This window comes from Nocardiopsis sp. NPDC007018 (genome assembly GCF_040635075.1).
GTDB lineage: Bacteria > Actinomycetota > Actinomycetes > Streptosporangiales > Streptosporangiaceae > Nocardiopsis.
This window is the reverse complement of sequence record NZ_JBEYHA010000020.1, coordinates 35028-55981: the sequence shown is the minus strand read 5'-3', so window position 1 is coordinate 55981 and position 20954 is coordinate 35028. Positions and strand designations below refer to the sequence as shown.

Here is a 20954-nt window from a genome sequence, read left to right as displayed (position 1 = left end):
ATGCTCGTTTACACGACGCGGCGCATCCTGGGCGCGATACCCGTCCTGATCCTCGCGTCCATCCTCACCTTCGTGATGATCGACATCTCCGGTGACCCGCTCGCCGACGTCCGGATGGCCCAGCCACCGCCCACCGAGGCCGTGCTGCAACAGGCGGAGGAGCGGCTCTACCTCGACCGCTCCATGCCCGAGCGGTACTGGCTGTGGGTGACCGGGATCGGCGGAAACGGCGACATCGGACTGCTCCAGGGGGAGTTCGGTCCCTCCACCCAGGGCGCCCACTACGACATCGGCACGGCCATCGCCGAACGCCTGTGGACCACCCTGCGCCTGGTGGGCGCGGCCATGGTCTTCGCGCTGGGCCTCGCGATCATCACCGGCGTGATCAGCGCGCTGCGCCAGTACTCGAAGCTCGACTACACCCTGACCTTCGTCGGCTTCCTCGCCCTGGCGCTGCCGACCTTCTGGTTCGCGGGCATCATGCAGGCAGCCGGGGTCAAGTTCAACCAGCTGGTGGGCGAGCAGGTCTTCGCCACGATCGGCGACGGCCGCTTCCGAGCCGAGGGCGCGCCGTTGTGGGACCAGTTCCTCAACGCCTTCGCGCACATGGCGCTGCCCACGATCGTGCTCATGCTCATCAGTTTCGCGTCGTGGAGCCGCTACCAGCGCACCTCGATGCTGGAGGTGATGAACAGCGACTACGTGCGCCTGGCGCGGGCCAAGGGCCTGCGCAACCACACGGTCATCAGGCGCCACGCGCTGCGCACCGCCCTGATCCCCCTGACCACCGTGGTGGCCATCGGCGTCGCGGGTGTCATCGACGGGGCCATCCTCACCGAGGTGGTCTTCCAGTGGCGTGGTCTCGGTGACTACTTCATCACCGCGGTGGACAAGAACGACTCCTTCGCGCTGATGGGATGGCTGCTGCTCAGCGGCGTCATCGTCATCCTGGCCAACCTCGTCGCCGACCTGCTGTACGCCGTGCTGGACCCGAGGATTCGCTATGAGTGAGAACGGCATGTCGAAGAGCGCGCGCCGTGACCCGGCGAAGAAGCGCGGGAGCGGCGCGGACCAGACCCAGCTCCAGACCATCCTGATCCGGTTCACGCGCCACCGGCCCGCGATGATCAGCCTGGTCCTCCTGGCGGTCATCGCCCTGTTCGCGTTCGTCGGACCCTTCCTCTGGACGTGGGACCACACGGTCTACCGGGAGATCCCCAGTAACCAGCCCCCGTCCGGCACCCACCCGCTGGGCACCTCGGCCGCCGGGCACGACGTCCTCGGCCAGCTCATGCGCGGAGCCCAGCAGACGCTGAAGGTCGCCTTCACCGTCTCCTTGCTGTCCACCGCGTTCGGGTCGCTGTGGGGCGCCACCGCCGGGTACTACGGCGGCAGGGTGGACGCGCTCATGATGCGCGTCGTCGACATCTTCCTGATCGTCCCGCTGCTCGTGGCCGCCGCCGCGATCGCGGGCAACAGCGGGGCCGGGACCTCCTGGTCCGCGATCGCCTTGATCATCTCGATCTTCTCGTGGGCCACCATCGCCCGCGTGGTGCGCGGCGTGGTGCTGTCCCTCAGGGAACAGGAGTTCGTCGAGGCGGCCCGCGCGTCGGGCGCCTCGGCACCGTGGATCATCCTCCGGCACCTGCTGCCCAACGCGGCCGGACCGATCATCGTGGCCGCCACCCTGCTGGTGGCGGTGGCCATCCTCGCCGAGGCGGGCATGTCCTTCCTCGGGCTGGGCATCCAGCTGCCGGACATCTCGCTCGGCCAGATGATCGGCAGCGCGCGCACGGCGGTCTCCACGCGACCGTGGCTGTTCTACCCGCCGGGTGTGCTGCTGGTGCTGATCTGTCTGACGATCAACTTCATCGGTGACGGCCTCCGGGACGCCCTCGACCCACGACAGACCAGGGTGCGGCGATGACGACTGAGAACGAGAACGGGGGAGGCACCGCCGTGGCGGACACCGACGACGTGGTGCTGGAGGTCAGCGACCTCAGCGTCACCTTCCCCTCCGACGACGGCCCGCTGCCCGCGGTCCGACAGGTCTCCTACCAGGTGCGCCGGGGCGAGGCCCTGGGCATCGTGGGGGAGTCGGGATCGGGCAAGTCCGTGACCTCCATGGCGATCATGGGCCTGCTGCCCAGGAACGCGAAGGTGGAGGGCTCGGCCCGGCTCCTGGGGCAGGAGATCATCGGGCTGGACGACAAGGCGATCAGCGAGGTCAGGGGTCAGAGGATCGCGATGATCTTCCAGGACCCGCTGACCTCGCTCAACCCCGTGTACACGATCGGCTACCAGATCGCCGAGGCCGTGCTCGCCCACCGGAAGGTGGGCAAGAAGGCCGCCATGGCACGGGCGCTGGAACTACTGGAGATCGTGGGCATCCCGTCCCCGGAGCAGCGGCTCAGGCAGTACCCGCACGAGCTGTCCGGCGGTATGCGCCAGCGAGTGGTGATCGCGATCGCGATGGCCAACGACCCGGACGTGATCATCGCGGACGAGCCCACCACGGCGCTCGACGTCACCGTCCAGGCGCAGGTGCTGGAGGCCCTCCAGCGGGCTCGCGCGGAGACCGGGGCCGCCCTGGTGCTCATCACCCACGACCTCGGCGTGGTGGCCGGGCAGGTCGACCGGGTGGGCGTGATGTACGCGGGCCGCATCGTGGAGATGGGGTCGGTGGAGGAGGTCTTCTACCGGCCGCGTATGCCCTACGCGCTGGGGCTGCTCGGATCGCTGCCGCGCCTGGACGGCGACCGGAGCGACCGGCTCACCCCCATCCTCGGCGCTCCGCCCTCGCTGCGGGACCTGCCGAAGGGGTGCGGGTTCGCGCCGCGCTGCCCCATGGCCCGGGACCGCTGCCACGAGGAGGAGCCCCGGCTGCTCCTCGTCGGCGAGGGCGAGGGAGAGGGCGGCGGGTCGGCCTCCGAACACACCGCCGCCTGCCACTTCAGCGAGGAGCTCGTGGAAGCGGAGGCCGGCGACCTGTTCAGGGCCACCTCGGTGGACACCGAGGGCATGGCCTCGGTCGCCGAGATGGAGGCGGCCGAGTCGCAGGTGGTCGAGGCCCGCGAGGAGTACCTGGAGGAGCTGGGCGCGGACGGCGCCCGCGACGTCTCCTCCACCGAGGAGCCGGAGGTCCTGCTCTCCGCCACCGACCTGGTCAAGCACTTCCCGATCCGCTCCAAGGGGTTGCTGCGGCGCAGGGTCGGGGCGGTACAGGCGGTCTCCGGGATCTCGCTGGACCTGCGTGAACGGGAGACCCTCGCGCTGGTCGGCGAGTCCGGCTGCGGCAAGTCCACCACGGCACGGCTGCTGCTGAACCTCATCAAGCTGACCTCGGGCGAGGTCACCTACATGGGCCAGCCGCTGCACGGGTTGTCCGACCGCCGGATGCGGCCGCTGCGCAAGGACCTCCAGCTGGTGTTCCAGGACCCGTTCGCGTCCCTGGACCCGCGCATGACCGTCGCGGACATCATCGCCGAGCCCATGCGCATCCACGGGAGCGGCCACCGGGACGCCCGCAAACGGGTGTCCGAGCTGCTGGAATTGGTGGGGCTCAACCCCGAGCACGGCTCGCGGTACCCGCACGAGTTCTCCGGTGGCCAGCGCCAGCGCATCGGCGTGGCCCGCGCGCTGTCGCTCAATCCGAGGGTGCTGGTGCTCGACGAGCCGGTCTCGGCGCTGGACGTGTCCATCCAGGCGGGCGTGATCAACCTTCTGGAGGACCTCCAGGACGAGCTCGGGCTGTCGTACCTGTTCGTCTCGCACGACCTGTCGGTGGTCAAGCACATCGCGGACCGCGTGGCCGTGATGTACCTCGGCAAGATGGTGGAGACGGCCACCACGGAGCAGCTGTTCAGCGCTCCGGCGCACCCGTACACGCAGGCGCTGATCTCGGCGATCCCGCTACCGGACCCGGTCAAGGAGCGGACCCGGGAGCGGATCACCGTCACCGGTGACATCCCCAGCCCGGCCAACCCGCCCTCGGGCTGCCGGTTCCGGACCCGGTGCCCGAAGTTCGCCGACGAGCTTTCGGACGCCGAACGCGCCAGGTGCGTGGAGGAGCCGCCGGAGTTGCGGGACCGGGGCACGGGGCACCATGACGCGTGCCACTACTCGAAGGCGATCGAGCTCATCTAGGGCTGGTCCGACGGGGCGGGCGGGGTCTCCCCACCCGCCCCGTCGTCGTGTACGGGTCCTTCTCTCGGGGTGCCTCCGTGCCGCCGAACCGCCCCGGGTGTCCTGGCGTGAGGGGAGTCCGTGGGCTAGGTTCGCCTGGCACACTCCCACTCCTGTTCGGTCCCACCCGAGGAGAGACATGACCCCCGTACCCCCTCGACGATGGCTCCCCGCGCTCGTCGTCGCACCCTTGGTGGCCCTCACGCCGGTGGCGCCGGTGTGGGCCGACACCGCCGACGCGGCCCAGCGCGCCGACGACCTGCGTTCCGACATCGACGCGATCCTGGAGGACCCGGCCCTGGCGGGGGCGACCTCCGGCGTGGTGGTCACCGACGCCGCCTCCGGTGAGGTGCTGTACTCGCGTGACGCGGACACCCCGCTGCTGCCCGCCTCGAACGTGAAGCTCTTCACGGCCGCCGCGGCCCTGGAGGAGCTCGGAGCCGACCACACCTTCGACACCGAGGCCGTGGTGGAGCGCCGCCCGGGCCGGGGGGACGTGCCCGAGCTGTACCTGGTCGGCGGCGGCGACCCGACCCTGAACGCGGAGGACCTCGACACGATCGCCGCCGAGGTGGCCGCCTCCGGGGTGACCTCCGTCGGCGACCTGTACGCGGACGACTCGTGGTTCGACAACCAGCGCCTCGTGGACGACTGGTGGCCCGAGGACGAGCCGTACGCCTACTCGGCGCAGATCTCCGCGCTCACCGTGGCCCACGGCGAGCGCTACGACACCGGTGTGACCGAGGTGACCGTGACCGCCTCCTCGGCCGGTGAGCCGGTGAGCGTGGACCTGGGCGCCGCCGAGGGCTACGCGGAGCTCGACAACCGGGCCGCCACCGTTCCCGCGGGGGAGGGCACCGGGATCACGGTCGACCGCCCTGTCGGCACCAACACCCTGCGGGTCACCGGGTCGCTGTCGGAGAACGCCGGTCCCGTGGTCGCGCTGCGCACGGTGGACGAGCCCGCGGGGCTCGCCGGGCACCTGTTCGCCCAGGCCCTGGAGGAGAACGGCGTGACCGTGACGGGCGAGGTCACCCGGGGAGAGGTGCCCCAGGACTGGCACCGTCCGCGCGTGGTGGGCGACCACACCTCCATGCCGCTGGGCGAGGTGCTGGTCCCGCTCATGAAGTTCAGCAACAACGGGCACACCGAGATGCTGACCAAGACCCTGGGCCGCGAGGTCTCCGGCGAGGGATCGTGGGAGGCGGGCCTGACCGTCCAGGAGACCGCGCTCCAGCAGCTGGGCGTCGACACCTCGGACCTGGTCCTCACCGACGGCTCCGGGCTGTCCCGGGGGAACCTGGTCACCGCGAACACCGTGGTGGACCTGCTCGACAGCGTCCAGGACGCCGACTGGTACCCGGTGTGGCACGACTCGCTGCCGGTCGCGGGCGACAGCGACCCGTTCGTCGGGGGCACGCTGGCCAACCGGATGGGCGGCACCGCCGCCGAGGGGGTCGCGCGGGCCAAGACCGGCACCATGTCCGGGGTGAGCGCGCTCTCGGGCTACGTGGAAGGCCCGGACGGCGAGCTGTACTTCAGCGTCGTCAACAACGGCCACACCGGCGGTGCGCCGCTTGGTGCGCAGGACGCCGTGGTGGTCCGGCTGGCCGAGTACCTGGGCAACCAGGGCGGCGCGGCCACGGTCGCCCAGCGCGGCGGCACCGTCGCCGTCGAGGGCGGGCAGGTCGAGTGCTCCTGGGATCTGACGTGCTGACCCGCTGATCAGCCTGATCCGCGCACCTGAGGAGGGCCCACGGGGAGACCCCGTGGGCCCTCGCGCGTTCCCGCCGGGAAGGGGGCGGCGCGAGCGCGGGTTGTCCACAGGCTGGGGACCGAGGCTGTCGGCCGATGCCCTGAGGTGGCAGTGTTGGGGCCCCACCCCTCATCCGGCTGAAGGACGTGATGGAAACGCTCACCGTCACCTCGGTGTTCGGCATGGTCGTCAGCCAGGTCGTGTCACTGGTCGCGCTGGTCCTGGTCCTCCTGGGTCTGGGCACGCTGGCGAGCCGGCTCATGGACGTGCCGTTCAACCTGCCCAGGCTGGCGCTGGCGGCGCTGATCGGTGCCCCGGTCGGCTCGGTGGGCGCGATCCTGGCCTACTACGGCAGCTTCGAGGCGCTGAACTCGCTCGAACCCGCGGACCTGGACCACCCCGGGTACATGTCGCTGATGCTCTTCGCCATGGCGGTGGGGGCCATGCTCGCCTTCGTCGCGCTGGAACTCCTGCTGCCCCGGGGCACCCGGTTCCGGCCGGTGGCCATGGTCCGGGAGGCGCGCAACTGGTTCGGGCGGCTCGGCCGGTACCGGCGCATCCTGTGGATTCTCGCCCGGCACGGGCTGGGCGGCTACGTGCTGGGCAGACGCGAGGGAATCGAGGACTCCTCGGTGCAGCGGCGCCTGGCCCGCTCCCTGGCCCGGTCCATGGAGGAGGCCGGGGTGGTGTTCGTCAAGCTGGGACAGGTGCTGGCCACCCGGCGGGACCTGCTGCCCCCGGTGTTCGTGGAGGAACTCGGCCGTCTGCACAGCGAGGTCGCGCGGGTGCCCTTCGAGGAGATCCGCGCCTGCGTGGAGGGCGAGCTCGGCCGACCGTACGACGAGGTGTTCGCCGAGTTCGCCCCCGAGCCCCTGGCGGCCGCCTCCATCGCCCAGGCCCATCCGGCGCGGTTGCACGGGGGCGAGGAGGTGGTGGTGAAGGTGCAGCGCCCCGGGATCGTCCCGGTGGTCCGCAGGGACCTCGACATCATCCGCAGGATGGCGCGGCGGTTCGAGGAGCACACCGACTGGGGGCCCGCCATCGGGGTGCTCGAACTCGCCGACGGATTCGCCGAGGCGCTGTTGGAGGAGATGGACTTCGAGACGGAGGCCGCCAACATCGCGGCCGTCGCGGACGCCACGAGCGGCTCCGGGGTACGCGTTCCCCGGGTGTACGAGGCCTACACCAGCCGCCGGGTCCTGGTGATGGAGCGCCTGCACGGTACCCAGGTGGGCGGACGCGAGCTCTCGGCGCAGGAGGGGGAGCGCCTGGCCCGGGTCCTGCTGGACTGCCTGCTGGAACAGGTGCTGGTCAGCGGGATCTTCCACGCCGACCCGCACCCGGGCAACATCCTGGTGCTCGACGGGGGCGGTGTGGGGCTGTTGGACCACGGGTCGGTGGGGCGGTTGGACGCCCAAACCCGTGAGGCCCTCCAGATGATGCTGCTGGCCATCGACCGGGGCGACGCGGTGCTGCTGACCGACACCCTGCTGGACGTGGTCGACGACCCGGGCGACGTCGACGCGGAGCGGCTGCGCCGTTCGCTCGGCCAGTTCATGGCCCGCTACCTGCACGGCGGCACCACCTCGAGCATGCGGATGTTCACCGAGCTGCTGATGCTGGTCACCCGGTTCGGGCTGGTGCTCCCGGGGGAGCTGGCCGGGGTGTTCCGCGCACTGGCCACGCTGGAGGGCACCCTGGTGCACCTGTCGCCGGGGTTCGACACGGTGGCCGAGGCCAAGCGCTACGCCGGAGCGCGGATGTCCGAGCAGTGGGGCACCGGGAACCTGCGGGAGGTGGCGTCCGCGGAGCTGGTGGCGCTGCTGCCCACGCTGCGACGGCTTCCGCGCAGGCTGGACCGCATCACCGACCAGCTGCACAAGGGTCGGTTCACCGTGCAGGCCCGGCTGTTCGCCCACCCGGAGGACCGAAGACTCCTGCGCTCGGTGGTCTGGCGCGCGGTGATGACGGTGCTGGCGGTGGTCACGGGATTCATGTCGGTGGGGCTGTTCAACGTGACCGAGACGCCTGGGGTGTCGTGGGAGGAGCTGGCCACGCACACGCAGGCCCTGAACCTGCTGGCCTGGCTGCTGCTGGCCGCCACGGCGATGTTCGTGCTGCGTCTGCTGGTGGACATGGTCCGGGACGGCCGTGGCCGGGGGCGGGGACGCGTGTGAGGGTCAGCCGTTGACCAGGCGGCGCAGGACCCGGTACACCTCGTCGGCGTCGGGAGGGGGACTGGTGGTGCAGCAGCACAGGAAGTATCCGTTGGCCGCCGCGGTGACGCCCGCCCGGGCCTCGGGGTCGGGGAGGTAGGGCGCGAAGAAGGCGTCCACGGCCGCCGTCCAGCGGTCGGTCTGCTCGCGCAGGGCGGGCCGCCGGGCGGCGAGGAGGAACAGTTCCATCTCGGCCAGGGCGTGGGTGCGGTCGCTCCCGGTGCCCTCGGCGATGAGTGCCGCGAAGCCGCGCAGGGCCTCGTCGGGGTCGTCGGCGAGTGCGCCCATCTGTTCCACGTAGGCGTCGTTCACCCTGGTGAGGGCGGCGACCAGGAGGTCGTCGACGGCCGCGTAGTAGTAGGTGACGGTGCTGGGAGGGACGCCCGCCTCGGCCGCCACGCGTCTTTGGGTGACGGCGGCGACACCGTCGCGCGTGATGACGTTCATGGTGGCGTCCAGGAGTAGGCGACGCCGCAGTTCGCCCTTGCGTCGGCGGCCGTCACTGATGGTCTCGGGGTCGGGGTACCGGGTGCTCACGTTGCCCATCCTGCCGGTCGGTCGCGGCTGGTCAGTGCTGGCCTCCCATCTCCAGGGCCATGACCCCCGCGATGACCATGGCGATGCCGCCCACCTGTATCCAGGTCAGGGACTCACCGAGGAAGACCACCCCGATGACGGCGAGGAGGGCGACCCCCAACGCGGCCCACACCCCGTAGGCGACTCCGAGCGGCATGCCCCGGTCGAGGGTCTGGGACAGCATGTAGAACGCGCCGACGTAGCCGACGACGACGAACACCGAGGGGAGGAGGCGGGTGAACCCCTCGGAGAGCTTCAGGGAGGTGGTGGCGAACACTTCCAGGACGATCGCCCCGGCGAGCCAGAACCACGGCATGTGTTTCCCCTTGTGACGGGTGGGCCGGTGAGGCCCGTGAAAGTTGTCCGGATGCTCAGGTTTCCCCGGAGAACAACAACCTGAGCGAACGAACAAGATTCTAGGTCGGGCATGATGGCAAGGCAAGTGGAGTCGCTTCCGGGCGGCCCGAAACCCCGCCCCCGACGGGCCGCCCGTGTACCCCCTGGGTGTATTCTCGTCGCTTCCGGGTGTCACGGGTCGACGGGTCCCGGATAACCGCTGTATACCGATGCGCGCGAGTTCAGAACCTTTTCCGCGCCGGAGCGTCTTACTCAGAGCAGTAGGTCGGGTTCGAGTTTCAGCTATGGAGGTCCAGACGTGACGGGGAAGTCCCACCCGGCGGTGACGCGTCGGTTCGGCATCGGCCTGGTGGCGCTCGCTCTCGCAGCGACCGCCTGCACGTCCGGTGACGCCGAGACGCAGAGCAACGCCGATCCCGCCGACGCCGAGCCGGCCGAGCTGACCATCACCCCGGAGGCCGGTGGTGAGGAGATCGCGCCCAACACCCCCGTCCGGGTCAGCGCCGAGAGCGGGGTCATCACCGACGTCCGGGTCGACCAGGTCGTGGTCGGCGAGGCGTCCGCCGAGGGTGAGGGCGACGGCGAGGGCGACAGCGACCTCTACGCGATGACCGGCACCCTGAACGAGGACGAGACGGAGTGGGTCAGCGACTGGAACCTGCGCCCCGGCTCGGAGATCGTGGTGACCGCCACCGGAGCGAACGAGGCCGGTGAGGAGACCGAGTTCACCACCGAGTTCACCACCCTGGAGGCGACCCCCGGACAGCGCCTCGAACTGGTCTCCAACTTCCCCAGCTCGGGCGACACCGTCGGCGTCGGCATGCCGATCGTGATCAACTTCGACATGCCCGTCACCCACAAGGCGCAGGTCGAGAACTCCATGAACGTGGTCGCGGAGCAGGAGACCGTCGGCGCCTGGAACTGGGTCACCGACCAGATGGCGGTCTTCCGCCCGGAGGAGTACTGGGAGCCGTACCAGAACGTCACCGTGGACCTGAACCTCGCGGGCGTCGAGGCGTCCGATGGCGTCTACGGGGTGCGCAACTACCAGATCGACTTCGAGATCGGCCGCGAGCTGATCGCGACCATGCACGTGCCCGACCACGAGATGGTCATCGAGATCGACGGCGAAGAGGAACGCGTCATCGAGGTGAGCAACGGGGCGGCCAACCGCCGCTTCGACACCACCACCACCGGCACCCACGTGATGATGGAGCGCTACGAGCAGCTCACCATGGACTCGGCGACCGTGGGCATCCCCGAGGACGCCCCCGGCTCCTACAAGGTGGACGTGCAGTACGCGGTGCGCACCTCCAACAGCGGTGAGTTCGTCCACGAGGCGTCCTACAACGGCAACATCGGCTCGGCCAACACCTCCAACGGGTGCACCAACCTGCGGATGGACGACGCCCGGTGGTTCTTCGAGAACACCCTGATGGGCGACATCCTCGACACGACCGGCACCGACCGCGAGTTCGAGTGGGACAACGGTTGGGGCTACTGGCAGAAGTCGTGGGACGAGTGGCTGGAGGGCAGCGAGACCGCCGACCCGCAGTCGACCACGTACGGAACGCCGGGCGCCGTGCACGGCGAGGACCTGTGACCGCCTCCCGGAGGCGCTGAACCCACCCGGGGCGTCACGGTGCGACCGCACCGTGGCGCCCTTCGCGTTGTGCGATCCCTCGCTGCCCCCTGCGCCGTTCGGGCCTTCGCGCGTTCTCGTTCCGTGACTCGCGCCGGGGTGCTCGGTGCCGGTGGTGTCACCCTGCGCGGTTCAGGCCCCGGCGCGCTCCAGGCGGGCGACGACGGCGTCGATCACGAGTTCGGTCACGGCGGCCATGTCCACCGCCTCGGGTTCCAGCAGCCACTGCACCTGGAGCCCGTCCATGGCGGCGAGCACCGCGGTGGCCGCCGACCGTGCGGGGGAGTGGCCGCTCGGCCCGGGCGTGCTCGCTGCCTCGCGGTGCTCGGGGCCGATCCGGTCGAGCACCGCCTCCTCGACCTCCCGGCGCAGCACGGCGTAGCGTTCCCGGAACCACTCCTGGGCGGGGTGGTCGGCGGTGGCGCTCTCGGCGGAGAGCACCGTGTAGAGCCGTGTGGTTCCGGGGCGCTCGGCGTTGCGGTCGGCCGTGGTGACGAGGTGGTCGAGCATGCCCCCGCCTTCGGGTGCCGGATCGGTGGAGTCGCGCAGCTCCAGGACGGCGGTGAGCAGGTCGGTCTTGGAACCGAAGTGGTGCAGCACCCCGGCGGGGGTGATGTCGAGGACCGCGGCGATGTCGGTGAGCGAGGAGTTGTGGAAGCCCCGCACGGCGAACACCTCGGCGGCGGCGCGCAGGATCTGGTCGCGCCGGTTCACCCGTCGGCGCTGCGGGTGCCCGGGCGGTCGCCGCTCCTCCAGGGGGGTGGGGGCGGGGGGCGTCTCGCTCATGCCTGCTCTCCACTTCCTCGTGCCACGGGCCGGGGCCGCCGTTCCCGTCCGCCCCACGCTATCGAGAAGCCGGTCCGCCCCCTCACCCGATGAGGGCCCGGGCCCGCGCTCCGGGGCCCGGTGTTCAGACGGTGAGGCCGCACAGAGGGTCGGCGCAGGCGATCCGGTGGTGTCCCAGCAGGAGTTCGGGGCGGTCGCCGTCCGTGGGCAGGACGCGCACCGGCGCGTACCCCGAGGGGTCCTCCGCGCTCATCCGGAGGGGCAGGTCGTAGGGGTCGAGGAGTTCGGTCGTCTCCCAAGCGGCGCAGCTGGGGTCGGCGCAGGCGAGGAAGGTCAGCATTCCACTGGTGCCGTCCACGAACGCCACCCTGGGCCGGTCGCGGTCGTCCACGGTCAGACCGGGAGGACCGTGGAGGGAGTTCACCGAACCGCCGCCGAGCGGGAGCGTGTCCCACTCCGAGCAGGCGGTGTCGCGGCAGTCCCGCAGGTACACCTCGTCGTCGCGGTCCCCGACGAGGGGGCGTCCGTCGGAGCGCGTCACCTCGGCGGGCGGAGCGGGGACGTCGTGTCCGCCGGGTAGGCGGCCTTCGGCCAGCGCCTCGAACTCCTCCGGGGACAGCCGCTCGGTGGTCACGCCCGGTGCGCCGTGGGGGTTGGCTCCCAGCGCCGCACCGCTGGCCAGCGCGACCAGCACGAGGGAGGCGGCCAGGGCGGCGGCCGCCAGCGGGCGGCGCGGAGGAACCCCGGGGAGCGTGCCCGCGCGGTGCAGGCGGTCGGCGACCAGACGCGGTCCGGCGGGGCCTCCGAGCGTCGACGCGGCGGCTGATCCGTCCCGGGGCGCCCACAGCGCCTGGCCGGTCAGCAGCAGGACGGGCAGTGGGGCGAGCACGAGTACCAACAGGACCTTGAGCCCCAGCCCAGTGCCCAGGGCGAGGCCGGTCCCCGAACCGGCGAGCGCCTCCGTCACACGGTCCTCCACCGTTCCGGGCAGGAGGAGCAGGGCCCCCAGCGGAAGGAGGCACAGCAGGTGCGCGACGCGGCGGCCGCGTGCCAGCAGCCAGGCGGCGCCGATCGCCTCGGGCAGGGTCAGGCCGTACAGGACGGCGATCGGCGGGCCGAGCAGGAGCGGTGCCGCCAGCACCAGCATCAGCGTTCCGAGCAGGGGCCACACGAGTGTGGTCACGGACCACGCCATGTCTCCCGTCAGGGCGGAGAACAGCATGATCCAACCCGCCCCGGCGGAGCCCAGGGCGAACGCGGCGAACACCAGGAGCAGCACGGACCACAGCGCCAGCCCGGGCAGGCGCCGCGCGACGGAGCGGACCGCGGCCCGCGCGTCCAGGCGCCGGTCGAACAGGACACCGGCGGCGACCAGGGCGCCCACGGCCAGGCCGATCACCCAGCCCACGAGGGTCAGGGCGTCCGCGAACCAGCCGGAAGTGAGCTCGACGTTGCCGAGGGAGATCGACGTGCCGGCGCCGAGGGGCGTGGGCGGGGCGAGTACTTCGCCGTCCACGACCCGGGCCCCCTCGGTCCCGCCGAGGTCGAGGAGCGCCCCGAGCAGCTGCCCGGGGACGAGGGGCAGGGCGGTGGCCGCCAGGAGGGCGAAGGGGGCGCGGGCGTAGGCGGAGACCGGGAACCACAGGACGGCGCCGAGGGAGCGCGGCGGCCGGAGGACCGGTCGCGCGTCGTCGGGGGTCGGGGGGCGGTCTTCCTGGGGGGAGGGGGACACGGAACCTCGGCGGTACGGGGGGTGGGGGCGGGGTCAGCCTACCCTCGGTCCCCGGACCACCTCGCTGAGGCAGGCGTTGCGGGCCCCGCCGGGGAAGTCCCCGGCACGCGGAGGTACGTGCTCGGCCGCCAGCCGTCGCATGCGCTCCTCGCTGGTCGAGCCTGGCTCGGGGCAGTACAGCATCACCCGTTGGTCGGATTCGGGGACGTGCAGCACCTGGCACTCGAACTCCAGGTGGCCGACGAGCGGGTGCTCCACGCTCTTGTGGAGGACCCGGCGCTCCTGGACGTCACGCTCCTCCCACAGTGCGGTGAACCGAGGGGAGGTGCCCAGGAGGGTCGTGACCAGCCGCTCGATGCCGGGGTCGCCCGGGTAGCGGGCGTAGGCGGCACGCAGGTCCGCGACCGAGCCGCGCTCCATGCAGTCGGCGTCGGAGCGCCCGGCCACGCGGGGGTCGTCGTCGGCCATCCGGAACATCCACGTGATGATGTTGCGCTCCGACGGGTCGGCCGCGGCCATGTCCCCGATGAAGTGGGTGGCCAGGGCGTTCCAGGCGAGGACGTCGTACCGGGCGTCGAGGACGTACGCGGGGGTGGCGGTGAGACCGTCCAGCAGGTGCTGGATCGCGGGGGAGACCTCGCGGACCGGTCCGCGGACCCGGGGTGGCTCCTCCCCGGCCACGCGGAACAGGTACGCGCGCTCGTCGGCGGTGAGCATGAGGGCGCGGGCCAGAGCGGAGAGCACCTGGGGGGAGGGGTTGGGGCCGCGCGCCTGTTCGAGCCGCACGTAGTGCTCGACCGACATCCCGGCGAGCTGGGCGACCTCCTGGCGGCGCAGCCCGGGGGTGCGCCGTCTTCCGGTGTCGGGGAGGCCCACGTCGGAGGGGACGCGGCGGGCGCGTCGGTCGCGTAGGAAGGCGGCGAGTTCGGTGCGGTCCGCCATGGCGGCCTCCTCGTGTGGGGTCCTCGGTGGTGTGGGGGCGGGGCCGGGCCCGACTCCAGGATGCACGCCGGGGCCGCCGGTGACACTGGTACCGCTGATACCACCCTTGGGAGGTCCCTTTTCCCGGGCGTGCGGGGCTTCCACGATGTGCTCATGAGCGAGAACCGGGCTATCGAGAACACGACCACGAACACGAACACCGAGGGGAGCGGAACGGGCGAGGGCGCCAGGGTCGCCCTGGTCACCGGCGCCAACAGGGGGATCGGGCTGGAGACCGCCCGGCTGCTGGGAGGGGAGGGCATGACCGTTCTGGTGGGCGCGCGGGACGCCGGGCGCGGGGCCGAGGCCGAGCGGACCCTACGGGAGGAGGGCCTGGACGCGCACGCGGTGTCGCTGGACGTCACCGACCCGGTGAGTGTGAAGGAGGCCGCGCGGAGGGTGGAGGACGAGTTCGGTCGGCTGGACGTGCTGGTCAACAACGCGGGCGCGGCCTTCGGCCTGGGTGGGAGCCCGAGCACGGCCGACCCGGAGCGGTTCCGGGACCTGTTGGAGGTGAACACGCTCTCCGTTGTGAGGGTGACCAACGCGTTCCTTCCCCTGGTGCGCCGGTCGGACGCGGGGCGCGTGGTGAACGTGTCCAGCGAGGTCGGGTCGATCGGGGTCCTGACCGACCCCGACGGCCCCTACTCCGGGCTCACCGGGTCGCCCGGCTACCCCGTCTCGAAGACGGCGGTCAACATGCTGACCGCCCTGTACGCCAAGGAACTCGCGGGGACGCCGGTGAAGGTGAACGCCGCCAACCCCGGGTACTGCGCGACGGACCTGAACGGGCACAGTGGCTCCCGTACCGCCGAGCAGGGGGCGCGGGTGAGTCTGCACCTGGCGACGCTGCCCGAGGACGGTCCGACCGGGGTGCTGTGGGGGCACCTGGCCTCGGAGGAGGACCCGGAGCGCTACGGGGTCCTGCCCTGGTAGCGCCGTGTGGTGCGGGGCGCGTGTGCCGGGGCGGTGGACGGAGGGGGTCCTTCGCCGCCCCGGTGCCCTGCCGGGTTCACGTCGCGCTGGTGGCGCGGCGGCGGAAGAGGGTGTAGTCGGCCCCTCCCTCGAAGGTGGTGCTGCTGACCCGCTCGAAGCCGGCGGGGTCGAAGGCGGCGCCCTCGAAGAGGGGGCGGCCGTGCCCGGCGACGACGGGGTAGCGCTTGATCATGAGTTCGTCGATCTCGGGGAGCAGGTATCCGGCCATGGCCGGACCGCCGACGATGACGATGCCGAGGGGGCCGTCCTCCTCCTTGAGCTCACGGACGGTCTCCAGCGGGTCGGTGGCCACGATGGTGACCCGGGGGTCGGTGTCGGGGTCCAGGCTGCGGGAGAAGACGATCTGTCGCATGTGGTCGTAGGGGCTGGTGACGCCCTCGTCGAGGGCGACCTGGTAGGAGCCCCGCCCTTGGAGCATGGTGTCGAAGTGCTGGTTGGGGGCGTCGATCCCGAGGTGGGCGCGTGCCACGGTGGGCAGGAGCTCGGGGTACTCGTCGACGTGGAACCGGCCGTTGTCACCGAGGTCGCCGCTCGGGTCGGGGGCCTCGTAGAAGTCGTGGGAGTTGTCGGGGCCGCAGGCGTAGCCGTCGATCGATACCGCGACGAAGTAGGTGAGGGTTCGCATGTGTCTCCTTGGAGGGTACTCCTGCGGCCGGTTGACCACTAAGATTGAAGTACTTCAAGTAAAGTACTGCATGCATAGTGGTTTGCCAAGCGGTCCCGTGGGATTTCTTGCAGAGAGGGAGAAGTACATGGTCAGGAACCCGGAGCGGCGCGCCGCGCTGCTCGACGCCGCCATCGACGCACTCGCCGAGGAAGGGGCCAGGGGCCTCACCTTCCGGGCCGTGGACACCCGGGCGGGGGTGCCCGTCGGGACGGCCTCCAACTACTTCGCCAACCGGGAGGACCTGCTCGCCCAGACCAGCGTGCGCACCTACGAACGCTTCATGCCCGAGCAGCGGGAGTGGGAGAACGTGATGGAGGGGCCCCGGGACCGGGCCAAGATCGCGGAGGTCATGCGGGCCACGGTCGCGCGCCTGGCCGCGAACCCGAACGTGTACCTGGCCACGCTCGAACTCCAGCTGGAGGCCACGCGCCGCCCGGGTCTGCGCGCCGACCTCACGGCGCGGGTCCGCGCCGACCTCGACGCCAACATCGCCTTCCACGGGCAGTCCGGCATGCCTGGCGGCCGCAGGACCGTCCTGGTCCTCTACCTGGCGATGAACTGGCTGGTCACCGAGCACCTGACGCTGCCCGGAGTGTTGGCCTCCGAGGGCGATCTGGAGGGGTTGGTGGACCTCGTGGTGGAGCAGCTCACCCTGGAGGGGTGAGCCTACGGGGCCTCACGCGGCCCGGCCTCCCGCGGCCCTGCGGCGTGCGGTCCTGGGGTGCGCGGTCCCGGTTCACCAGGCGCCCCGGGACCGCACCGCGCCCGGTTCACCAGGCCCGGACACCCACCGGGGCGGGCAGCCGCTCCGGCAGCCAGGTCCAGGTTCCGTCGTTCTCGGTGAACCGGCGCTGGACGCCGCTCACCTCGCCGATCGGGTTGCTGAACACCGCCCGCCAGTCGCCCGCCGCGTGCTCCTCCAGGTAGAGGCTGCTCGCGTCGGTGCGCATGCGCACCGCCTGGAGGGTGTGGGAGGAGCCGTCGTTGAGCTGGATGCGGTAGTAGGCCATGGGATTCCCCTGCGTGTCGTCCTGGAAGGTGAGGACGGTGGAGTCCGGAACTCGCGCGTTCGGCGAAGCTGGAGGAACTGTCTCCCGGGTGCGGCGTGACCTCCGGGCGGGCCGTGAGGTCGAAGGGCGCGCGGAATCAGGCGCCGGGGCGGGAAACGGGCGCGGGTGCCGGGGCACCGTGCTGTCCGCGCTTTCCGGACTCTACGCACCTCGCGCCGCACACGCAGGGTGAACGGGCGAACCCGAAGTGAAATCGCGGGGAACGGTGGCCCTCACTCGGGCGTCGGGGTCCGCCCGGTGCCGTGGGCGTCCTCGGCGTCCTTGGCGGATTCGGTGCCCCGGGGCTCCTCGGAGAGCCGGGCCCTGGCCTCCATCAGGGCGAAGCCGAGCAGGTTCCGGCCGCGCCAGTGACGGGGGCGCTCGGCGTGCTCGTGGTCGCGGCCCAGGCCGATGCCCCAGATCCGGTCGCGGGGGCTGGCCTCCACCAGCACCCGCTGTGCCGTGCCGAGCAGGAAGGCGAGCAGGTCCTCGTTCTGCCCGAACTTGGCGACGCTGCCCCGGACCACGATCTCGAACCGCTCCCGCTCCCAGACCCGCTGGTCGAACCCGCGGACCTGGCGGCCGATCGTCTTGGCGTCGCGCGGGTGGCCCGCCGCGACGATCCGGTCGTGGGCCTCGGCGTCGCCGAACAGCCGGGCCTTCCCGGCCATCATGAAGTGCTCGGCGGTGGGGAAGGAGACCCCGTCCACGGAGAAGTCGGCGGGCCACCACTGGGAGAGGCAGCTCGCCGACACCCCGGCGGCCGGGGGCCTGTGCCCCCAGAAGTGCAGGTACTTGACGCGTCCGTCGACCCGGAGCAGGTCCTCGACCGACCGGGCGTCGGCGGCGTGGTGCAGGTGGTTCATGGCGCGAGAGTCTGCCACCGCGCGAGGACGTTCCGGTAGCGGGTTTCGGTCAGTCGAACTGGAACGAGCGCTTGGCCAGACCGTGCCAGAACCCGTCCACCGTGGACGCGGACGCCCGGTGGTCGTCGAGTCCGGCGCCGAGGGCGACGAACAGGGGCGCGAAGTGGTCGCTGCGCGGGTGGGCGATCGCGGCGGCGGGCGCCTTGTGCCGGAAGTCCAGGAGGGCGTCGACGTCGTGGTCGAGCACGGCCCGGTGGGTCCAGTCGTCGAACTCCACCGACCACGCGGGGGCGTCGCCGTGGGTGCTGCGGGACATCTCCCGGAGGTTGTGGGTGGTGAACCCGCTGCCCAGGATGAGGACGCCCTCGTCACGCAGGGGAGCGAGGCTGCGGCCGAGTTCGAGGAGGCGGGCCGGGTCGAGGGTCGGCATGGAGACCTGGAGGACCGGGATGTCGGCCTCCGGGTACATCTCCTTGAGGGGGACGTAGGCGCCGTGGTCGAGGCCCCGGGCCGAGTCCTGGTGGACGGTGCCACCTGGACCAGTGGCGAGTTCTCGCACGCGGTCGGCGAGTTCCGGTGCGCCCGGGGCGGCGTAGGTCACGTCGTAGTAGCGTTGCGGGAAACCCCAGAAGTCGTAGGTCAGCGGGGTGGCGTCCGTGGTGGCGCCGACGGTGAGCGGTGCGTCCTCCCAGTGCGCGGAGACGACGAGGATCGCCTTCGGGCGGGCGAGCGCACCAGACCAGTCGGCCAACTGGCGGGTCCACTCGCTGTCGTCGGCGAGGGGTGGTGCGCCGTGGCTCAGGTACAGCGTGGGCATGCGTGTCGCCATGACGGCCTCCGGACTCGGGGTTGCGGTTCGTGTTCGGTGCAAACACAATTGAACGCTCAAGTATTTCTGGGGGCACTGGTCCATGGCGGAGACGCGCTGGCTCGACGACGGCGAGCAGCACACCTGGCGTGCCTTCCTGATGGCCGTCAACCTGCTCGACGGGGCGCTGGACCGCCAACTCCGGCACGACTCCGGGCTGCCGCACGCGTACTACCAGATCCTCGCCATGCTCTCCGAGGCGCCCGGCCGGGAGCTGACCATGACACGGCTGGCCCGACTGCTGCGTTCGTCCCCCAGTCGGCTCTCGCACGCCGCCGCGCGGCTGGAGGGTGAGGGGATGATCCACCGCTACAAGCGGCCGGAGAACCGGCGCACCGTGATCGTGGAGATCACGCCCGTCGGGTTGAAGGCGCTGGAGGACGCCGCGCCCGGGCACGTGCACGAGGTGCGGCGGGTCCTGTTCGACACCCTCAGTCCGGAGCAGGTGGGGCAGCTGCGGGAGATCTCCGAGTCCATGCTGTCCGCCCTCGACCCCCAGGGCGAGGAGCCCCGGTACCCCGACCCGGACGGTATCGGCGTCCGCGACTGAGCGGGATTCTGTTCGCTGGCCTGACCTGGCCGAACCCCGGGCAGTGTGAACTCGGTCATTCGGACGCTATGTGTTCGGCCGGATACGTACTACCATGCTGCTTCCCGGGAAAAGGTTGTGACCTCAAGTGTTGGGCTCGTCCCCACACGAGCAACCCGACACCGGGATACCCGCTACAGCAGAACAGGAACAACCATGACCGAATCGCTCAGAGTCAGGATCGGCGACCTCACCGCCCTGATCGCCAGGGTCGTCATCGGGGTCGTCTTCATCGTCCACGGCATGCCCAAGGCCACCGACCTGGGCAGCGCCGCCCAGGGCTTCGAGGCGTTGGGTGTGCCCTTCCCGACGCTGTCCGCCTCCATCGCCGCCGCCGTCGAGGTCGGGGCGGGCGTCGCGCTCGTCATCGGCTTCGCCCTGCCCCTCGCCGGACTCTCCCTCGCCCTGATGATGGTCGGAGCGTACTTCTTCGCCCACGTCGGCGCCCCGTTGGTCGGCGGCTTCGAGTTGCCGCTGGTCCTCGGTGCCGCGGCGCTGGCGCTCGGCTTCTCGGGCGGTCGCCACGCGGTGGACCGCCTCATGCCGTGGGGCCGCGTCCGCCCGGCGCGCGGAACCGAGCAGGTCGCGCGGGCCTGAACCGCACGGACTGACTCGGCATCCGTCCCGACCCGGGGCCCGTGAACTCACCCCTGGTCCGGACTCGCACCCGCTGACGCGGCCGTCCACACCGGTGCTGGGCGGCCGTTCGTGCTGTCCGGGGTCCTCCCCGGACCGGCAGGCCCCTCGCGAACGCGCGCTCTCCGGAAACGGGCCCCGCACGGTACGCGGAACCTCTCCGGTATGCGGAGCCCCCCACCAACGCGCGGGGCCGGATCGGCGTCTCAGTGGTAGGAGATCGACACCAGGCCCGCCGCCGCGAAGTTGCCCGCCGCGAGTTCGTCGCGCTGGATGATCCAGAACACGCACGCGGTGAAGTCCGGGTCGTCGGGCATGTCGAGCTGCGCCTGGGCCAGCAGCGCCCAGCCCCCCTTCTCGTCCTCCGGGGAGGAGCCCATGATGGGCGGGTCCTGCGGCGAGTAGGCGTAGCCGCCCAGGTGGAGGGTGTCGTCCCACTGCGGGAGCCGCTGGTCGTGGTCCTGCAACCGGTACTCGTCGAAGAGGCGACGGACCTCCGGGTGCGGCAGGACGGCGTCGTCGGCCGTGTCCGGCAGGCACGGGAAGGTCCGTGCGTACAGGGGACGTGACTCCAGGGCGGGGAAGTGCTCCTCGTCGTCGGGGACCGGCCGTTCGGTGGTGGGTGTCCCCGCCGGGACGTGGATCACCGAGCGGGAGTCGTCCAACAGCGCGAACCCGTCGGGGTCGGTGCGGCTCGCGAAGAACAGCAGGTGGCCGTCGCGCGGGAGCGCGAGGTCGCACGCGTCGGCGGGCAGGGCGGCGCAGTCGACGGTGGCGACCAGGTCGAGGCCGCTGTCCCACTCGACGCCCTCGGGGAGCGCGGGGAGGCCGCCGTAGCGACCGACCGGGACCCCGGTGTCCGCGTGGGCCGGGGAGAGTTCCGCCTGGGGGAGGGCCAGGCTCAGGGCCAGGTCGATGGCGTGCTCGGGGACGCCCTTGGCGCGGGCGGCCTCGCGGTAGGTCTGATGACTGTGCATACCGGACATGCTGCCGTAGACGGGAGACATTTCGCCCGTCCCTGAAAATGGCGGCGAAAGCGCTGGTGGCGCGGG

20 protein-coding genes are annotated in these 20954 nt (G+C 71.5%); 10 read left to right on the top strand and 10 right to left on the bottom strand.

Annotation, left to right across the window (positions count from 1 at the left end; translation table 11 throughout):
• The 5 genes from ABZ635_RS13750 to ABZ635_RS13730 all read left to right on the top strand — a co-directional run bounded on the left by ABZ635_RS13750 (position 1) and on the right by ABZ635_RS13730 (position 8118).
• Positions 1 to 1011 (top strand): ABC transporter permease, encoded by a 1011-nt coding sequence (locus tag ABZ635_RS13750; RefSeq protein ID WP_357763866.1) that lies wholly within the window; start codon positions 1 to 3, stop codon positions 1009 to 1011.
• A complete protein-coding gene (locus tag ABZ635_RS13745) occupies positions 1004 to 1927 on the top strand; it encodes an ABC transporter permease (protein ID WP_357763863.1) in 924 nt (307 codons plus the stop codon). The genes ABZ635_RS13750 and ABZ635_RS13745 overlap by 8 nt, the downstream gene beginning before the upstream one ends.
• Entirely contained in the window at positions 1924 to 4146 is a 2223-nt protein-coding gene (locus tag ABZ635_RS13740) for an ABC transporter ATP-binding protein (protein WP_357763860.1), read from the top strand. The genes ABZ635_RS13745 and ABZ635_RS13740 overlap by 4 nt, the downstream gene beginning before the upstream one ends.
• A gap of 178 nt (positions 4147 to 4324) precedes the next feature.
• A complete protein-coding gene (dacB, locus tag ABZ635_RS13735) occupies positions 4325 to 5902 on the top strand; it encodes a D-alanyl-D-alanine carboxypeptidase/D-alanyl-D-alanine-endopeptidase (RefSeq protein ID WP_357763857.1) in 1578 nt (525 codons plus the stop codon).
• A gap of 188 nt (positions 5903 to 6090) precedes the next feature.
• Positions 6091 to 8118: an AarF/UbiB family protein gene (locus ABZ635_RS13730; protein ID WP_357763855.1), complete on the top strand. Its 2028-nt coding sequence runs from the start codon at positions 6091 to 6093 to the stop codon at positions 8116 to 8118.
• 3 nt (positions 8119 to 8121) lie between these two features.
• On the opposite strand, the gene ABZ635_RS13725 is transcribed toward ABZ635_RS13730, so the two are convergent.
• A complete protein-coding gene (locus ABZ635_RS13725) occupies positions 8122 to 8694 on the bottom strand; it encodes a TetR family transcriptional regulator (RefSeq protein WP_357763853.1) in 573 nt (190 codons plus the stop codon).
• A 31-nt stretch (positions 8695 to 8725) separates the two neighbouring features.
• Positions 8726 to 9049 carry a multidrug efflux SMR transporter gene (locus ABZ635_RS13720; protein WP_357763851.1) on the bottom strand — a complete coding sequence of 108 codons (324 nt, stop codon included), beginning with the start codon at positions 9047 to 9049 and terminating at the stop codon, positions 8726 to 8728.
• Between the two features lie 339 nt (positions 9050 to 9388).
• Here ABZ635_RS13720 and ABZ635_RS13715 point away from each other — a divergent pair, with 339 nt between their 5' ends.
• Positions 9389 to 10693, top strand: coding sequence for an Ig-like domain-containing protein (locus ABZ635_RS13715; protein WP_357763848.1), 1305 nt, complete (start codon positions 9389 to 9391; stop codon positions 10691 to 10693).
• A 171-nt stretch (positions 10694 to 10864) separates the two neighbouring features.
• On the opposite strand, the gene ABZ635_RS13710 is transcribed toward ABZ635_RS13715, so the two are convergent.
• The 3 genes from ABZ635_RS13710 to ABZ635_RS13700 form a co-directional block, all read right to left on the bottom strand.
• Positions 10865 to 11518 carry a TetR/AcrR family transcriptional regulator gene (locus ABZ635_RS13710; protein ID WP_357763845.1) on the bottom strand — a complete coding sequence of 218 codons (654 nt, stop codon included), beginning with the start codon at positions 11516 to 11518 and terminating at the stop codon, positions 10865 to 10867.
• A gap of 124 nt (positions 11519 to 11642) precedes the next feature.
• Positions 11643 to 13250 (bottom strand): hypothetical protein, encoded by a 1608-nt coding sequence (locus ABZ635_RS13705; RefSeq protein ID WP_357763843.1) that lies wholly within the window; start codon positions 13248 to 13250, stop codon positions 11643 to 11645.
• A gap of 33 nt (positions 13251 to 13283) precedes the next feature.
• Positions 13284 to 14192 (bottom strand): helix-turn-helix transcriptional regulator, encoded by a 909-nt coding sequence (locus ABZ635_RS13700; RefSeq protein WP_357763841.1) that lies wholly within the window; start codon positions 14190 to 14192, stop codon positions 13284 to 13286.
• A gap of 153 nt (positions 14193 to 14345) precedes the next feature.
• Here ABZ635_RS13700 and ABZ635_RS13695 point away from each other — a divergent pair, with 153 nt between their 5' ends.
• On the top strand, positions 14346 to 15167 hold the full coding sequence (locus ABZ635_RS13695; RefSeq protein ID WP_357763838.1) for an SDR family oxidoreductase: 822 nt from the start codon (positions 14346 to 14348) through the stop codon (positions 15165 to 15167).
• Positions 15168 to 15243: 76 nt separating this feature from the next.
• Here the strand turns inward: ABZ635_RS13695 and ABZ635_RS13690 are convergent, their stop codons facing one another.
• Positions 15244 to 15852, bottom strand: a complete 609-nt coding sequence (locus ABZ635_RS13690; RefSeq protein WP_357763835.1) for a dihydrofolate reductase family protein — start codon at positions 15850 to 15852, stop codon at positions 15244 to 15246.
• Between the two features lie 127 nt (positions 15853 to 15979).
• Here ABZ635_RS13690 and ABZ635_RS13685 point away from each other — a divergent pair, with 127 nt between their 5' ends.
• Complete coding sequence (locus ABZ635_RS13685) at positions 15980 to 16558, top strand: TetR family transcriptional regulator (RefSeq protein WP_357763832.1); 579 nt, start codon at positions 15980 to 15982, stop codon at positions 16556 to 16558.
• A 106-nt stretch (positions 16559 to 16664) separates the two neighbouring features.
• Here ABZ635_RS13685 and ABZ635_RS13680 read toward each other — a convergent pair whose 3' ends face one another.
• The 3 genes from ABZ635_RS13680 to ABZ635_RS13670 all read right to left on the bottom strand — a co-directional run bounded on the left by ABZ635_RS13680 (position 16665) and on the right by ABZ635_RS13670 (position 18638).
• Positions 16665 to 16904, bottom strand: a complete 240-nt coding sequence (locus ABZ635_RS13680; protein WP_357763830.1) for a hypothetical protein — start codon at positions 16902 to 16904, stop codon at positions 16665 to 16667.
• 272 nt (positions 16905 to 17176) lie between these two features.
• On the bottom strand, positions 17177 to 17809 hold the full coding sequence (locus tag ABZ635_RS13675; RefSeq protein ID WP_357763827.1) for an NADAR family protein: 633 nt from the start codon (positions 17807 to 17809) through the stop codon (positions 17177 to 17179).
• Between the two features lie 49 nt (positions 17810 to 17858).
• Positions 17859 to 18638, bottom strand: a complete 780-nt coding sequence (locus ABZ635_RS13670) for a class III extradiol ring-cleavage dioxygenase (RefSeq protein ID WP_357763824.1) — start codon at positions 18636 to 18638, stop codon at positions 17859 to 17861.
• A gap of 82 nt (positions 18639 to 18720) precedes the next feature.
• On the opposite strand from ABZ635_RS13670, the gene ABZ635_RS13665 reads away from it, so the two are divergent.
• Positions 18721 to 19227, top strand: coding sequence for a MarR family transcriptional regulator (locus ABZ635_RS13665; protein WP_357763821.1), 507 nt, complete (start codon positions 18721 to 18723; stop codon positions 19225 to 19227).
• A 195-nt stretch (positions 19228 to 19422) separates the two neighbouring features.
• The gene (locus ABZ635_RS13660) at positions 19423 to 19863 is read left to right on the top strand and encodes a DoxX family protein (RefSeq protein WP_357763819.1); all 441 of its coding nucleotides are present in this window, start codon (positions 19423 to 19425) and stop codon (positions 19861 to 19863) included.
• 245 nt (positions 19864 to 20108) lie between these two features.
• On the opposite strand, the gene ABZ635_RS13655 is transcribed toward ABZ635_RS13660, so the two are convergent.
• On the bottom strand, positions 20109 to 20879 hold the full coding sequence (locus ABZ635_RS13655; RefSeq protein ID WP_357763816.1) for a DUF1963 domain-containing protein: 771 nt from the start codon (positions 20877 to 20879) through the stop codon (positions 20109 to 20111).
• Positions 20880 to 20954 lie beyond the last annotated feature (75 nt).